13 protein-coding genes are annotated in these 16,016 nt (G+C 58.3%); 11 read left to right on the top strand and 2 right to left on the bottom strand.

Going from position 1 to position 16,016, the window contains the following annotated elements:
• Positions 1-11: 11 nt before the first annotated feature.
• The 7 genes from ACFPPD_RS14670 to ACFPPD_RS14640 all read left to right on the top strand — a co-directional run bounded on the left by ACFPPD_RS14670 (position 12) and on the right by ACFPPD_RS14640 (position 9,447).
• On the top strand, positions 12-1,553 hold the full coding sequence (locus ACFPPD_RS14670; RefSeq protein WP_209749437.1) for an MDR family MFS transporter: 1,542 nt from the start codon (positions 12-14) through the stop codon (positions 1,551-1,553).
• A 195-nt stretch (positions 1,554-1,748) separates the two neighbouring features.
• Positions 1,749-3,335 carry a peptide chain release factor 3 gene (locus ACFPPD_RS14665; protein ID WP_209749438.1) on the top strand — a complete coding sequence of 529 codons (1,587 nt, stop codon included), beginning with the start codon at positions 1,749-1,751 and terminating at the stop codon, positions 3,333-3,335.
• A gap of 152 nt (positions 3,336-3,487) precedes the next feature.
• Positions 3,488-4,402: a proline dehydrogenase family protein gene (locus tag ACFPPD_RS14660; RefSeq protein WP_209749439.1), complete on the top strand. Its 915-nt coding sequence runs from the start codon at positions 3,488-3,490 to the stop codon at positions 4,400-4,402.
• Between the two features lie 20 nt (positions 4,403-4,422).
• On the top strand, positions 4,423-5,325 hold the full coding sequence (gene rocF, locus ACFPPD_RS14655; protein ID WP_209749440.1) for an arginase: 903 nt from the start codon (positions 4,423-4,425) through the stop codon (positions 5,323-5,325).
• Positions 5,326-5,346: 21 nt separating this feature from the next.
• The gene (locus ACFPPD_RS14650) at positions 5,347-6,576 is read left to right on the top strand and encodes an ornithine--oxo-acid transaminase (RefSeq protein ID WP_209749441.1); all 1,230 of its coding nucleotides are present in this window, start codon (positions 5,347-5,349) and stop codon (positions 6,574-6,576) included.
• 4 nt (positions 6,577-6,580) lie between these two features.
• Positions 6,581-8,161 carry an L-glutamate gamma-semialdehyde dehydrogenase gene (gene pruA / locus ACFPPD_RS14645; RefSeq protein WP_209749442.1) on the top strand — a complete coding sequence of 527 codons (1,581 nt, stop codon included), beginning with the start codon at positions 6,581-6,583 and terminating at the stop codon, positions 8,159-8,161.
• Between the two features lie 131 nt (positions 8,162-8,292).
• Positions 8,293-9,447, top strand: coding sequence for an alpha-D-ribose 1-methylphosphonate 5-triphosphate diphosphatase (locus tag ACFPPD_RS14640; protein WP_209749443.1), 1,155 nt, complete (start codon positions 8,293-8,295; stop codon positions 9,445-9,447).
• Here the strand turns inward: ACFPPD_RS14640 and sspI are convergent.
• Entirely contained in the window at positions 9,444-9,680 is a 237-nt protein-coding gene (gene sspI, locus ACFPPD_RS14635) for a small acid-soluble spore protein SspI (RefSeq protein WP_209749444.1), read from the bottom strand. The genes ACFPPD_RS14640 and sspI overlap by 4 nt on opposite strands.
• Before the next feature lie 138 nt (positions 9,681-9,818).
• On the opposite strand from sspI, the gene ACFPPD_RS14630 reads away from it, so the two are divergent.
• The 4 genes from ACFPPD_RS14630 to yunB all read left to right on the top strand — a co-directional run bounded on the left by ACFPPD_RS14630 (position 9,819) and on the right by yunB (position 14,821).
• Positions 9,819-10,508, top strand: a complete 690-nt coding sequence (locus ACFPPD_RS14630; RefSeq protein ID WP_209749445.1) for a potassium channel family protein — start codon at positions 9,819-9,821, stop codon at positions 10,506-10,508.
• Complete coding sequence (locus ACFPPD_RS14625) at positions 10,495-11,316, top strand: TrmH family RNA methyltransferase (RefSeq protein WP_209749446.1); 822 nt, start codon at positions 10,495-10,497, stop codon at positions 11,314-11,316. Before ACFPPD_RS14630 ends, ACFPPD_RS14625 begins: the two co-directional genes overlap by 14 nt.
• A 695-nt stretch (positions 11,317-12,011) precedes the next feature.
• Positions 12,012-13,352, top strand: coding sequence for a glucose-6-phosphate isomerase (locus tag ACFPPD_RS14620; RefSeq protein WP_209749447.1), 1,341 nt, complete (start codon positions 12,012-12,014; stop codon positions 13,350-13,352).
• Positions 13,353-13,879: 527 nt separating this feature from the next.
• Positions 13,880-14,821: a sporulation protein YunB gene (gene yunB / locus ACFPPD_RS14615; protein ID WP_378082541.1), complete on the top strand. Its 942-nt coding sequence runs from the start codon at positions 13,880-13,882 to the stop codon at positions 14,819-14,821.
• A gap of 46 nt (positions 14,822-14,867) precedes the next feature.
• Here the strand turns inward: yunB and ACFPPD_RS14610 are convergent, their stop codons facing one another.
• Positions 14,868-15,938 (bottom strand): M23 family metallopeptidase, encoded by a 1,071-nt coding sequence (locus ACFPPD_RS14610; RefSeq protein ID WP_209749496.1) that lies wholly within the window; start codon positions 15,936-15,938, stop codon positions 14,868-14,870.
• Positions 15,939-16,016 lie beyond the last annotated feature (78 nt).

The raw sequence follows: 16,016 nt of genomic DNA, 5'->3' as shown, positions 1-16,016 counted from the left end.
AAGGTGTAAAAGTGGGAGTAACGAAAAGCGCCTCGTTAGGCGCGACGGGAGAGAAAGCGAACAACAAGGCGCTCGTGCTGACGGGCTTGTTGATCGGATTGATTTTCGCGGAGCTCGACGAGACGGTCGTCTCCACGGCGATGCCGACGATTATTCGCGAGTTGCACGGGTTGTCGTTGTACGGTTGGGTCGCGGGCGTCTACATGCTGGCCATTACGATGTTCATGCCGATCTTGGGGAAGCTGGCGGATCTGTACGGCCGTAAAAAAGTGTATTTAAGCTGCATAGCTTTGTTCATCGCGGGCTCGATCGTCTGCGGCTTGGCGCCGTCGATGACGTGGCTGCTGATCGGCCGGGACATTCAAGGCATCGGCGCGGGCGGACTCATGCCCCTTGCGCTAGTCATTATCGGGGATACGTATCCGCTAGAACAACGGGCCAAAATCCAAAGCCTGTTCGGTCCGCTCATGATTATTCCACAGTTGCTCGGACCGACGGTCGGCGGTCAAATCGTCGGCAGCGTGAATTGGCATTGGGTTTTCCTCATCAACATTCCGGTCGGACTCGTCGCCGCCGCAGTTATCTCCAAGGGCATGCGCGAAAAGAGAGGCGAAGAAAAACGTTCCATCGACTGGGCGGGGGCGACGACGCTCGTGCTCGGCTTGTTATCGCTCTTGATGGCTCCCGTGCTGATCGATAATCAGGGTTATAGCTGGTCTTCACCGCTGATTATCGGCTTGCTGGTGATCGCCGCCGTCTTATTCGCGATTCTGGTCTACATCGAATCGAAGGCGAAGGAGCCGATCATTCCGCTTCATCTGTTCCGAAACCGGAACGTCGTCGTGTTATCGATGATCGTATTCATATTGATGCTCGGCATCATGGGCGGCATCGCGACGTTCCCGTTCTTCGCGCAGAACGTCATGGGGCTTACGCCGACGGCATCCGGTTACTTGATGATGGCGTTCATGGCGGGCGCGATTCCATCGAGCATCGTGAACGGATTCCTCATCACCCGGTTGCCTTACCGGACGCTCTTCATCGTCTGCTTCGCGCTGCCGATCGTCGGTTTCTACTTGCTTTCGCAGATCGGCGTGGAAACGACGGTTCTCTACATTATCGTCACTTTCTTTATTCTCGGTCTTGGCATCGGCGCACTGTTCGGAGGCGACAACTTGATCGTGCAGGAGTCGGTCGAGAAAGAAAACAGCGGCATCGCCCTCGGCATGGTTCAATTGTTCCAGGCGCTGGGCGCGACGATCGGGCTGAGCGTGTTCGGGAGCCTGCTGTCGCAGAAAATTACCGGGGGAATCGCCGATATCGCCGACAAGCTGCCCGAAGGAACGGCCGACAATATCGCGACGGGCGGCATTCCGAGCGGGCTCGCGGCGGATCTGGTCGATCGCATACAGGTTTCGTTCGCGGACGCGTTCCAGCACATCTTCTCCATCTCGATTTTCTTCGTGATCGCCGCATTCATCATCTGTTGGTTCCTCAAGCACGAGGTGTTGAAGAAGCGGGAGACGGAAGAGGGCGCGACGTTGTCCCATTAAGCGAATAGGCCGTCGTTTTAGATCCGACATATTAGAACAATATTGTTATCTAGCCTGCCGGAACCCGGCAGGTTTTATTTTATTTCCACGAAGATGCTTGAGACGTAGCGACGGTCAAGCGTGAACGAAGCATTTCGGCGTAAGTATGCTATAATGAAAGCTGTCATTTTAACGTGAAGGGAACTTCGAACACGGATGAGCGATAAAACGAAAGACGAACTGCGGCAAGAGGTCGAGAAGCGCCGTACGTTCGCGATCATTTCCCACCCCGATGCGGGGAAAACGACTCTAACGGAGAAGCTGCTCCTGTACGGGGGCGCGATTCACATCGCCGGCTCGGTCAAGGCGCGCAAAGCGGCGCGGCACGCGACGAGCGACTGGATGGAAATCGAGAAACAACGGGGTATTTCCGTAACTTCCTCGGTCATGCAGTTCCAATACGAAGGCAAGCAAGTGAACATTCTGGATACGCCCGGTCACCAAGACTTCTCCGAGGATACGTACCGGACGCTGACGGCGGCGGATAGCGCGGTCATGCTCATCGACGTCGCGAAAGGCGTAGAGGCGCAGACGATCAAGCTGTTCCAAGTATGCAGCAAGCGGGGCATCCCTATCTTCACGTTCATCAACAAGCTGGACCGCGAAGGTCAGAATCCGTTCGAGCTTCTCGAGGAAATCGAACGCGTGCTCGGTATCCGCTCGGTTCCGATGAACTGGCCGATCGGCATGGGACGCGAGCTGTGCGGCGTGTTCGATCGGATGAAAAACCAAGTCGAGCTGTTCCAAGGCAAAGACCACAGCACGATCGAAGTCCGCAAGACGGAAGACTACCATGATCCGATCATCCGCGAGATGGCGGGCGATTATTTAGCGGAGCAACTGGCGAACGATCTCGAGCTGCTCGACGTCGCGGGCGACGCCTTCGACTACGAGAAGGTGCGCACGGGCCAACTGACTCCGGTATTCTTCGGCAGCGCGGTCAACAATTTCGGCGTGCAGACGTTCCTCGAGAATTTCCTGGAGCTTGCGCCGAAGCCGACCGAACGCCAGACGACGGACGGCACGGTAGATCCGAACGACGAGAAGTTTACCGGGTATGTTTTCAAAATCCAAGCGAACATGAACCCGGCCCACCGCGACCGGATCGCGTTCCTGCGCATCTGTTCGGGTAAATTCCAACGCGGCATGAGCGTCAAGCACGTCCGCGCCGGGAAGGATATCAAGCTGTCGCAGCCGCAGCAATTCCTCGCGCAAGACCGGGACATCGTCGAGACGGCGTATCCGGGCGACATTATCGGCTTGTTCGACCCGGGCATTTTCCGCATCGGGGACAGCTTGAGCGAAGGCAAGGAAGTCGTGTTCAACGAACTGCCGACGTTCTCGCCGGAAATTTTCTCCAAAGTGTCGATCAAGAACGCGCTGAAGCAGAAGCAATATCTCAAAGGCTTGGACCAGCTGACGGAAGAGGGCATGGTGCAAGTGTTTCAATCCATCGGCGCGTTCGAGGAAACGTACCTCGGCGTCGTCGGCCAGCTCCAATTCGAGGTATTCGAATACCGGATGAAGAACGAGTACGGCGTCGATATTCAGCTGTTCCGCACGCAGTTCCAATTCGCGAGGTGGATCGTCGGCGGGAAGGTCGATCCGTCCAAGTTCCGCATCAACTCGACGCTGGTCAAAGATAAAAACGACATCCCCGTCGCGTTGTTCGAGAACGAATACGCCATGAGAACGGCGATGGAGCGCATGCCGGACCTGCAATTCCTCGAAGTCGCTCCTTAACCGCAAACATGCCTTCAAGCCGCATCCCCGGGATGCGGTTTTTTGCGTTTTCGCGAAGAACGCGCGATCCCGACAAAGGAGACGCCTAAGCCGCTTTCCGGGCATACAATAAAAGATCGAAGACTATGCGGATGACAAGGGAGCGCTGCCGCATGATTACCCGGAACGTTTTTTTGGCTTTATCCAGAAGCGCATGGGCGACCCATGCCGCGAGAATATGGGGACTGCGCTTCGGCGCGCGGAGATTCGTGGCCGGCGAGACGGTCGAGACGGCCATCGAGGCCGTCAGGGAGCTGAATGCTCTCGGCATCAAGGCGACGCTCGACCATCTGGGAGAGTCGGTGACCGATGCGAAGACGGCGTCGGAGATGGCCGAATGCTGCTTCCGTACGCTGGACGCCATACGGTCCGCCGGCGTCGATTCGAATTTGAGCTTGAAGCTGACGCAGATCGGCCTCGACGTCGATCGGGGGCTCTGCCGGACCCATCTGGGGAGAATTCTGGATCGCGCCCGGGAATACGGGAACTTCGTCAGGATCGACATGGAAGGTTATGCGCATAACGAAGCGACGCTCAGCCTGTTCGAAGAGCTTCGCGCCATCTACGGGGAAACGGTCGGCGCCGTCATTCAAGCTTATTTGTACAAATCGGAAGCGGACGTCGAGCGATTGTCCGTCCATTCGCCGAATTTGCGTTTCGTGAAAGGGGCGTACAAAGAATCGCCGGAAGTCGCCTACCCGGACAAGGCGGACGTCGATCGCAATTTCGTCAGGCTGGTCGAAGCCCACGCGAAACGCGGACATTACGCGGCGATCGCGACCCACGACGAGGCGATTATCGCGAGAGCAATCGAGTTCGCTCTCTGCAACGGCATTCCGAAAACGGCGTTCGAATTTCAAATGCTATACGGCATCCGCCCGGAGCTGCAACGTCGGCTGGCGGATGACGGCTATACGGTCAGGGTGTACGTTCCGTTCGGAGACGACTGGTACGGCTACTTCATGCGCAGGTTGGCGGAAAGGCCGGCCAACGTTTGGTTCGTGCTGAAGTCGATGCGGAAGAGTTAGACGGAAGGAGGCGGTTCTCGATGAACGGCGACAAGCTGACGTTGATCGGCGTTCCTCTACATTACGGTGCGGATAGAAGGGGCGTCGAGATGGGGCCGAGCGCCTTGCGCGGCGCCCAGTTGCAAGCGAGGCTGCAGGCGCTCGGCTTCGACGTGCGGGACGCCGGAGATATCGCGGTTCCGAAAGCGGAGGAGCCGGCCGCGTCCGGAACGAACTTGAAGTACTTGCACGAGGTCGCTCAAGTAAACCGAGAATTATGCCGGGCAGTCGACGGCGCGCTAAAGGAAGGAAGATTCCCGTTCGTCATCGGGGGCGACCACAGCATCGCGATCGGGACGATCAAAGGCGTGCGGAAGCACGTTCGCAAGCTCGGCGTCATCTGGTTCGACGCTCACAGCGACGTCAACACGGAGCGGACGACCGGCAGCGGTAACATCCACGGCATGCCGCTCGCGGTATGCCTTGGCTACGGGCATCCGAACTTGCTCGCCGTCGGAGGCGAAGAGAACGTCGTCGATCCGCGTAACGTCGTCATTCTGGGGGCCCGTTCGATCGATCCCGGCGAACGGAATTTCTTGAAGTCGCAAGGCATACGCGTCTTCACGATGCATGAGATCGACAGGTTCGGCATGCTTCAAGTTATGGAAGAGACGCTGCGCATCGTGACGGACGGAACCGACGGCGTCCACTTAAGCCTGGATCTGGACGGGATGGACCCGAGCGAAGCGCCCGGGGTCGGGACGCCGGTTCCCGGCGGGCTCTCCTATCGGGAAAGCCACTTCGCGATGGAAACGATCCACGAGCGCGGCTGCCTCGTCTCGGCGGAAATCGTCGAAGTGAACCCGATGCTCGACGTCGGCAACAAGACGGCATCGGTCGCCGTCGGCCTCGTCGGTTCCTTGTTCGGCGAGAGGATCTTGTAGACCCGGAGGAGGCGAACCCGAATGTCCCATTCGACGAACGGTCCCGGTACGGGCAGCGGAACCGCAAGCATTATAGCGCGGACGGAAGCGCTAGGGGCCAACAATTACAAACCGCTTCCGATCGTCGTCGCCAAAGCGGAAGGCAGTTGGGTCGAAGATCCCGAGGACCGGAGATACCTCGACATGTTGAGCGCTTACTCCGCGCTTAACTTCGGGCACCGGCATCCGCGTATCATCGGGGCGCTGAAGGCGCAAGCGGACCGATTGACGCTGACCTCCAGGGCTTTCCACAACGATAGGTTGGCCGAGTGGTACGAGAAGCTATCCGCGCTGACGGGGAAAAATTGCATCGTTCCGATGAACACCGGAGCGGAAGCGGTCGAGACGGCGATCAAGGCGGCAAGAAGATGGGCGTACCGGACGAAAAACGTACCGCCGGACGAAGCGGAAATCATCGTCTGCGAAGGCAATTTCCACGGCCGCACCGTCACGATCACGTCGTTTTCTTCGGAGGACGAGTACAAGAAGGATTTCGGACCGTTCACGCCCGGCTTCCGAATCGTGCCTTTCGGGGATATCGACGCGTTAAGGAATGCGATAACGCCGGCGACCGCGGCATTCCTCGTAGAGCCGATCCAAGGGGAAGCGGGCATCCGGATGCCGCCGGAAGGATACTTGCGCGCCGCGTCGGCATTGTGCCGGGAACGCAACGTGCTGTTCGTCGCGGACGAAATCCAAACCGGCTTCGGCCGGACGGGGGTGACGTTCGCTTGCGAAGCGGAGTTGGTTGAGCCGGACGTCTATGTTCTCGGCAAAGCGCTCGGAGGCGGCGTTATGCCGGTGTCCGCCGTCGCCGCCGACCGGAGCGTCCTCGGCGTATTCGATCCGGGCTCTCACGGTTCGACGTTCGGCGGCAATCCGCTCGCCTGCGCCGTCTCGATCGAAGCGATGAACGTTCTGGCCGAGGAAGGTCTCGTGGAGAGGTCGGCGGAGCTGGGCCGGTATTTCGCCGGGGAACTCCGCAAGCTGAAGAACGACCGGATCAAAGAGATTCGGGGGCGGGGACTCTTCGTCGGCTTGGAACTGACGGAACAAGCGAGGCCGTATTGCGAAAGCCTTCAGCGGCTCGGCGTGCTGTGCAAGGAAACGCACGGAACGACGATCCGAGTCGCTCCTCCTTTGACGACAACGAAAGACGAGCTCGATTTCGCGCTCGAACGGATTCGGATCATCTTGAACGGAGGCGATTAAAGAGATGGCACATCCAAGATCAAGATCAGCCGATTTACCCGCATTCGCGAACGAACCGTTTACCGACTTCACGTTACCGGGCAACAAGGCGGCGATGGAGGGCGCGATCGCCGCATTCAAAAGCAAGCTCGGCCGGCATATTCCGCTCACGATCGGCGGACGCCGGACGTTGACGGAGGAGAGGATCGTATCGATCAATCCCGGCAAGACGGACGAGATTGTCGGATACGTCGCCAAAGCGACGCGGGAGCATGCGGAGGAGGCGATGTCGGCGGCGCTCGAGGCTTTCGAAAGCTGGAAGCGGGTCGGCGTCGAAGAGCGCGCTGACTTGCTGCTGCGGGCGGCCGCGCTCATGCGCTCCCGCAAGCACGCTTTCTCCGCCGCTATGGTCGTCGAGGCAGGGAAAAATTGGTCGGAGGCGGACGCGGACACGGCGGAGGCGATCGATTTTCTTGGCTTCTACGCGCGCGAGATGCTGCGCTTGTCCGAGGCGAATGCCCTTCGTCCGCTCGTCAGAACGCCGGGCGAGAACAACCGGATCGAATATTTGCCGCTCGGGGTCGGCGTCGTCGTCCCGCCGTGGAATTTCCCGCTGGCGATCTGCGCGGGAATGACCGCGGCGGCGATCGTCTGCGGCAATACGGTCGTGCTTAAGCCTTCTTCCCTGACGCCCGTCGTCGCGTACGAATTTTACTCGTTGCTGGAGGAAGTCGGCCTGCCTCCGGGCGTCGTGAACTTCCTGCCGGGGAGCGGAGCGGACATCGGCGATTATTTGACCGCCCATCCGCGAACGAGGTTCGTCAGCTTCACCGGCTCCAAGGAGGTCGGCTTGCGCATCAACAAGCTGGCGGCGGAGACGGCCGAAGACCAACGCTGGATCAAGCGGGTCATCGCGGAGATGGGGGGCAAGGACGGCGTCGTCGTAGATGAAACCGCCGATCTGGACGCCGCGGCTTCCGCCATCGTCGCTGGCGCGTTCGGCTTTCAAGGCCAGAAGTGCTCCGCGGGCTCCCGCGCGATCGTCGTCGAGCAAGTATACGACGAGATCGTCGGCAAGATCGCGGCGGCGATCGGGAAGCTGACGATCGGCCTTCCCGAGACGAACGCGCAGATCGGGCCGGTCGCGGACCGCCGCGCATACGATAAGATTCTCGACTATATCGACGTCGGCCGTGCCGAGGGACGATTGATCGCGGGAGGCGGCAAGGCGGAAGGGAACGGCTACTATATCGAGCCGACGGCTTTCGCGGACGTCGCTCCTCAAGCTCGCATCATGCAGGAGGAGATCTTCGGACCGGTGCTCGCGATCGCCAAAGCGAAAGACTACAAGGAAGCGATCGAGATTTTCAACGATACCGAGTACGGGCTGACGGGCTCCTTTTTCTCGAAGGACGAAGATCGTATCGCGTATGCTTTGGAAGAGATGTTCTGCGGCAATCTATACGTGAACCGCAAGTGCACGGGCGCTCTCGTCGGCGTCCATCCGTTCGGCGGCTTCAACATGTCGGGCACGGACTCGAAGGCGGGAGGCTACGATTATTTGCTGCTGTTCGCGCAAGCGAAGCTGACTTCCCGAAGAAGATAGGGGAACGACCGATTTCCGCGCCAGGCGCTTAGGCGTCAAGGGGAAGGCGTTTGGCGATGAACGTCCGATCATGTAAAATGGAGATCAATACAAGTCGCGAAATGTGGCGAAGGACTGGAGTCGGTTCGTTCATGGGAAGCAGATTGACGATTAGGGGAGGAAGCGTCGTTCTGCCGGATCGGGTCATCCGCGGAGACGTCGCGATCGAGGACGGTACGATCGTATCGGTCGGCGAGCCGGGCGATAGCGGAGGACGGGTCATCGAAGCGGAAGGCGCTTGGGTGTTGCCGGGGTTGGTCGACATTCATTGCGACGCGATCGAGAAAGAAATAGAGCCCAGGCCGAACACGCTGTTCCCGATGGAGATGGCGTTCCTGAATTTCGAGCGCAAGCTCGCGGGACACGGTATCACGACGATGCTCCATTCGCTGTCGCTGGGGGTCGGCCTCAGCTTGCGCGGCGAGCACCTCGTGTCCGAGATCGTCCGCTTGATTGCCGATCTGCGCAAGGAGCGGGCGATGATCCGGCACGGCGTGCATCTTCGTTACGAAGTCTCGCATCTGACCGGTTTCGGCTTGGCTAGGGCGCTTATGGAAGAAGGGTTGCTCGATTACGTCTCGTTCATGGACCATGCACCGGGCCAAGGACAATATCACCGCCCTGGCGCTTTCGAGAAATACGTCATGAAAAATCAGGGCGTCGGCTTGGACGAGGTCGGCGTGATCGTCGAGGAACTGCAAGAGAGGCGCGCCCGAGTCGATTGGAGCAAACTGAAGGCGCTCGCGGCCGAGGCAAGGGGACGCGGCATCGCTATCGCGTCGCACGACGACGACAGCACGGAGGCCGTAAACCGGTCGCTCGGCTTCTTCGCGACGGTGACGGAATTTCCTCTTAATCTCGAAACGGCCGAATACGCGAGAACGAAAGGAATGGGCGTCTGCCTCGGCGCTCCGAACATCGTGCGCGGCGGCTCGCACGACGGCAACTTGAGCGCGATCGATGCGATCCGAGCCGGAGCCGGACACATCGTGTGCTCGGACTACCATCCCGCGTCATTGCTTCATGCCGTATTTAAGCTGGAGAGGGAAGGCATCGCGATGCCCAGGGCCGTGAACATGGCGACGTTGAACCCCGCGACGGCGCTCGGACGGGCGAACCGGATCGGCTCACTGGAGCCGGGCAAAAGCGCGGACGTCATCGTCGTCGGCCAAGTCCGCGACGTGCCGCTCGTTCGCCAAGCGATCGTGAACGGGACGGTCGTCTATTCGGCACGGGATTTCGGCTAAGTTTTTTTCGGTGCTTTCGAGGGGACGGCGGGATTCAGCTTCTTGTGCAGCACGCTCATCATTTTGCTGCGGGCCGCATCGGTACTGCCCTTCCAGATCATCTCGAACACGACGCCGAGGCCGGGCAGCGCCATATCTTCGCCATCGATCGCATCGTCGACGATAGCGGCGAGCTCGCCGGCATCTTTGCCCCGAATGTTCTGAACGATCGCTTGCCGTAAAGTCAGTTCCATGGGACAACCTCCTCTGGTCGAATAACGAATTTCCCGTGTAGATTGCCCGATCGCCGTGGCGGTTATGCCCGGCCGCCGTTATGCTATAATGAATGCCGTAAGGCTCCATTCAGGGAGACGATAGGAGGAACGATTTCGTTGTCCAAAAAAACGTTCGCCCGCCATGCGAGAAAACAGTTCGCGATCATCGGATTGGGACGGTTCGGATCGAGCGTCGCGAAATATTTGGCCGAGCTTGGTTACGAGGTGCTCGCCGTCGACGATAACGCGCAGCGCGTCCAAGACGTCGCCCACGCCGTCACTCACGCCGTCACGGCGGATTCGACGGACGAGGAGGCGATGCTCGCCCTCGGTATTCGCAATTTCGACGTCGTCGTCGTCGCCATCGGCCAGGATATCCAATCCAGCATATTGACGACGCTGATCCTGAAGGATCTCGGCGTTCCGTATATCATAGTCAAAGCGCAGAACGAGCTTCACGGCAAGGTGCTCGGGAAGATCGGGGCGGACAAGGTCGTGTTCCCGGAGCGAGACATGGGACTACGCGTCGCCCATCATCTGATCTCGCCTAACATTCTCGAGCATATCGAGCTATCCGCCGATTACAGCATCGTCGAGATGAAGCTGCCGAGCGTTATGTACGGAAAAAACCTCAAGCAATTGGACATTCGCCAGAAATTCAATTGCAACGTGCTCGCGGTGAAGCGGGGCGGGGAAATGAACATTACGCCCCGCGCGGACGAGCCTTTGCTGAAGGACGACGTGCTCGTCATCGTCGGCAAGAACGATCTCTTAACGAAACTGGAGCAAGCGCATGCGGAGCCTTAAACTAGAAGGATACATCGAATCGGCGGCGAACCCGAAGGCGAAAGCTTGGGCGAAGCTGCTGGAGCGCAAGCATCGGGAACGGGAAGGGAAGTTCCTTCTCGAAGGCGTTCATCTCGTCAAGGAAGCGCTCGATGCCGGTTGGCCGCTCGAAGCCGTCGCGTTCGACGAAGGCTCGGACGCGTTGGAGAAGTTCGGGACGTACATCGAGACGTCGGGGAACGGAGAAGGTCCGAGGTGGTATCCGGTGTCGCCGGAAGTCATCGCCAAATGCAGCGAGACGGGCACGCCGCAGCCGATCTTCGCCGTGGCGCTGAAGCGCCCGCCAAGCGCCGAAGCGCTATTCGGCGCGGGAGACCGCGGGCTTGTCGTCGCGCTCGACGGCGTGCAAGATCCGGGCAACGTCGGCACGATCGTCAGAAGCGCCGCCGCGAGCGGGGCGACCGCCGTCGTCTTGGGCAAAGGCACGGTCGACCTGTACAACCCGAAAACGATTCGCGCGACGATGGGGGCGTTGTTTCACGTACCTGTGCTGGAGGCGGATTTGCAAGATCTGCTTCCGGAAGCGGCCGCCCGCGGCGCCTCGGTCGTCGGCACGAGCCTGCAAGCCGCGCGGTCCTGTTACGATTATGACTTCCGCCGCAACGTCTGGCTCGTCTTCGGCAACGAAGGAGCGGGCATGTCGGAAGCCGTTAGCGCATTCGCGCATGCGAATGTGATTATCCCGATGACCGGCCGGGCGGAGTCGCTGAACGTCGCGATGGCGGCGACGGTGCTGTTGTTCGAAGCGCAGCGGCAGCGGATGGCGTGACCGGCTATCGAATCTATTTACCTACGATTTAGGCATTCTGAGCATTAAATAGGTAAGTCGCCGGGATCATTACGATTCTGGCTAGCATACCGTTAGCCAAAGCCTGGTATTACAGCCCAGCTTATCAAGAGGCAGTGAAATCGCATTTTTCCGATCCGCCGTTTATACATAGCCGTTTCGCCCTAACAGTCAAACAACCTGCAAATATGCAGGTTGTTTGGCTCGTTTATTCAACGATCGTGGACAACCTGCAAATATGCAGGTTGTTTTCTGCTTTTCGCGAGAAACGCCCATTTCGACTCAACAAACTGTATATTTGCAGGTTGTTGAGTCGTTTTGGCGAGATTGCCCCGAACAAACTGCATTTTAGCAGGTTGTCTGAAGGAGGCGGTTCAGCGAGCGGCAGAATCCAGGGAGAACGCAACTCTCGAAGCCGCAGCGTCGGCCGATGTCCTGGATCGGCAGATCGGTTGTCCGGAGCAAGCGCATAAAATAGCAGGATAAGGACATCTTGGAATGGCACCGTTTGCAAACCGGCTAAAGTTCTCACTCTGGAATCGATGAAGCATTTTTTACACAAGTTTAGATATAGACCATGTCTATATCTCCTGTTAAATCTATCAATTACCTCTATGGTTGCTAACCCGATTATAGTAGAACCAAGAAGACAACCATACGGAGGAGAGAAAGAGAACATGACTATCAGATTCGATTATTCCAACGCGCTGTCGTTCATGCAGCAGCACGAGGTCGACTATGCGCAAGATTTCGTGGAGGCGGCGCACCGCATGCTTCACGAGAAGAGAGGTCCGGGCAACGACTATCTGGGCTGGGTCGAATTGCCTTTCCAATATGACAAGGAAGAATTCGCTCGGATCAAGGAAGCGGCAGGGCGGATCCGCGGCAACTCCGAAGCTTTGGTCGTCATCGGCATCGGCGGTTCTTATCTGGGAGCCAGATCCGCGATCGAAGCGCTCTCCCATACGTTCCACAACCAGATGAACGGCAATACGCAAGTGTATTTCGCCGGCCAGAACATCAGCTCCACGTATATCTCCCACTTGTTGGAGCTTCTTGAAGGCAAGGACATTTCCCTGAACGTCATCTCCAAGTCGGGGACGACGACGGAGCCCGCGATCGCGTTCCGCGTTCTTCGGGATTACATGGAGAAGAAATACGGGAAAGAAGAAGCGCGCAAACGCATCTACGCGACGACGGACAAAGCCAAGGGTGCGCTTAAAAAGCTGGCCGACGAAGAAGGCTATGAAACGTTCGTCATTCCCGACGACGTAGGCGGACGCTACTCCGTCCTGACCGCGGTCGGCCTTCTCCCCATCGCGGTAGCCGGACTCGACATCGATCGGATGATGGCCGGCGCGGCCGCCGCCGCGAAGAAATACGACAATCCGGATCTGGCTTCCAACGAGAGCTATCAATACGCGGTCGTTCGCAACGCTCTTTATCGCAAAGGCAAAACGATCGAGCTGCTGGCCAATTACGAACCGGCCTTGCATTTCGTATCCGAATGGTGGAAGCAGCTGTTCGGCGAAAGCGAAGGCAAAGACCAGAAGGGTCTCTATCCGGCATCCGTCGACTTTACGACCGATTTGCATTCGATGGGACAATACGTCCAAGAAGGCCGGAGGGATCTGATCGAGACGGTGCTGGCGGTGAAAAAGCCGCGGGTCGAGTGGACGATTCTCGAAGACTCGGGCAATCTGGACGGCTTGAACTTCATCGCGGGCATGACGATGGACGAGGTCAACAAGAAGGCCGCGGAAGGCACGAGGCTCGCCCACGTGGACGGAGGCGTTCCGAATCTGATCGTCGAATTGGACGAGCTGAACGAATACACGTACGGGGAAATGGTGTATTTCTTCGAGAAAGCATGCGGCATCAGCGGCTTGCTGCTCGGGGTGAACCCGTTCGATCAACCGGGCGTCGAGGCGTACAAAATCAATATGTTCGCGCTGCTGGGAAAACCCGGGTTCGAAGCGCAAAAAGCTGAGCTTCTCAAGCGGTTATCCAAGCAATAAACACCTGTCGTGCAAGAAGCCGGGCATTCGCCCGGTTTCTCAGGCTGTCGAGAAAGTCCTTATCCACGGTTACTCAATCGTATTTTTGCCGATCTGCCGTTTACGCTTAGCCGTTTTCGCCCCAACAGGCAATCAACGTGCAAATATGCAGGTTGTTTGGCTCGTTTATTCAAATGTTCGTAGACAACCTGCAAATATGCAGGTTGTTTACTACTTTTCGTGAGAAACGCTCCATTTCGACTCGACAAAATGTATTTTTGCAGGTTGTTGAGTCGTTTTGACAAGATTACCCCGAACAAACTGCACTTTTGCAGGTTGTCGGGAGGAGACGCTTCAACGGGCGGCAGCGAATCCCAGGGAATGCGTAACATGTCCGATGGAGCGAGGCTTTTCGGATACAAAAGAGCTCGCGGGTTTCTCGACAACATGAAGCCGGGCATTCGCCCGGCTTCTTTTTCGCGCGCGAGCCGCATAAGCTTGAACCATGACGGGGACGACCCGCCGAACCGACTCGGGGAGGGAATACGTTGCGCAGAAAATGGGGAAGAAAGTTTCCTTTCGATCTGCTGGGTGGAGGCTCGCTTCCGAAAATGCAACCGCGCAAATGGGGATCCGGCATCAAACTCAACGTCAACGGCTCCCCTTACCGGCCGGCGCCCCGTAAATGGGGAACGCGGAGATGGTTCTCGCCGCCGACTAGGTCCGGGTTCACACCTGCGAAGAAATGGAATTCGCCTCCTCCCCGCAAGAGGATGAAACGACGCCATTTCTGGCTGATCGTTGCGTTCCTCGTCGCGTTCGCCGTCGTGGAGAGCTTGCTGTTCCTCGATAGGGAGCTGCGCAAGCCGCTGATGTTCCTGGCGAAGGTGCGCGTCAACCAAATGGCGACGGAAGCGATCAACGCGGCGCTGACGGACAATATCGCGAAGATGGCCGATTCGGATAAAATGATTCGTTGGAAGACGAACGAAGCGGGTAAAATCACGGGGTTCGAAATCGACTATAAGGAACAGATGGCAATTACGGCGAAAGCGATCGAAACGGTATCCGGCGTCCTGAAGCATTATGAAGACGTGCCGGAGCGAATTCCGATCGGACACGCGCTCAATAGCCCGTTCATTTCGTCGATCGGACCGTCGGTATCCGTGAAATTCCACCCGGCGAGCGTGGTGAAGGCGGACGTGCAGACGAAGCAGAGCGAGATGGGCATCAACATGGTTCTCGTGGAAGTCGACGTTCGTATCCGGACCGAGATCGCGGTTGTCATTCCGTTCGATCAGGACGCCCAAACGATCGAAACGTCGATTCCGCTTTCTTTCGCGCTTGTCGTCGGAGACGTCCCTGCCTATTACTACGACGGGAATGGCAATCCCGTCGGCAACGGCGCGGCCCAGGCGCCGCCGATCGCATTGCCGGGCAACCCTCCGGCGTTGCAGTCGGCGCTTCCGAAAAGCGAAAACGCCCAATAACGAAAAAGACCGCCTTTTATCCGGAGGATAAACGCGGTCTTTCTCGTTATTTCCTGTTACGAAGTGACTTGAATTCGTCGCGTTCCCAGCGCTTAAGCAGCGGATATGGATCGAACGCCCATTCCACCAAGCCCCGGTCCCTGTATACGCCGTAGTGCAAATGCGGCGGGAATTTCCCTTGCGTTCCCGGCTTTCCGTAACCGGAACTGCCGACCCAGCCGATCGTTTGCCCCGGTTTGACGATATCGCCGACTTTCAGGCTTTTCTCGTAGCCGGACAGATGCGCGTAATAATGATACAGGTTGTTGAGATCGCGGATGCCGATCCGCCAGCCGCCGAATGCGTTCCAACCCTTGATCTCGACGACGCCGTAGCAGGTGCTGCGGACGGTGACGCCGTGGCCGGCGAAAATGTCGGTGCCTTCGTGAATCCGATAGCCTCCCCAGCTTCTGCCGTTCCCCCACGTGCTACGGAACGAATACGAATGGCCTACGGGCAACGGGAAGGCGCTTCCCCTCAAGTCCAATCGGTCGAAATGCCGGTACATCTTGGCGTATTGCAATATGCGTTGGACGGCCCTCGTATTGTGGTAATACTCCCAGAGTCCGATGCTGAAGTCGTCGTCCGAGATGCCTTGCTTCAGCGCTTGGACGGCAACGGAATAGAGCGCGTCTTCGTCTTGCTCCCGTTCGGCGCGGCCGTCGCCGGATCCGTCGCGTCCGATGCCGTAGAAGAAACGGATCGAGGAAGGGTTGTCATCGTCGGGGTCGGGATTCAGGTTACCGCTCCAGTCGGACTCCGACACGTAGACGCCGACGACGGCATCGTCCTTTTTCGGTCTCGATTTCGGATGAGCGCGGGACATCGTCCTCTCGTATTGGTCGATCGCCGCCACCATCTGCCAGTCGAGTCCCGTCTTCGCGGAGATCGCGTCGTACAGCTGTTTTCTTTTCTGGTAGATCTCGGCGCCCGACGGTACATCCGAGGAACGGGTCGCCGCGATTGCATGAGGCAATACTACGGACGCGGCGGATGCCGTGCCGGGGCCGGCGGCGCCGAATCCGCAAGCGGCCAGCAACGCGGCGACGAGCGCGGACGCGGCACGGGTTGGGCGCATCGGCGCGGCGTTCCATCTTCGCCAGTAAAGTCGCAAAAAGATTCCCCCTCAGTTCTGAATATCGGATCGGATATCATG

The organism is Cohnella suwonensis (genome assembly GCF_042655365.1).
Taxonomy (GTDB): Bacteria; Bacillota; Bacilli; order Paenibacillales; family Paenibacillaceae; genus Cohnella; species Cohnella suwonensis.
This window is presented reverse-complemented; position numbering and strand designations above follow the sequence as displayed.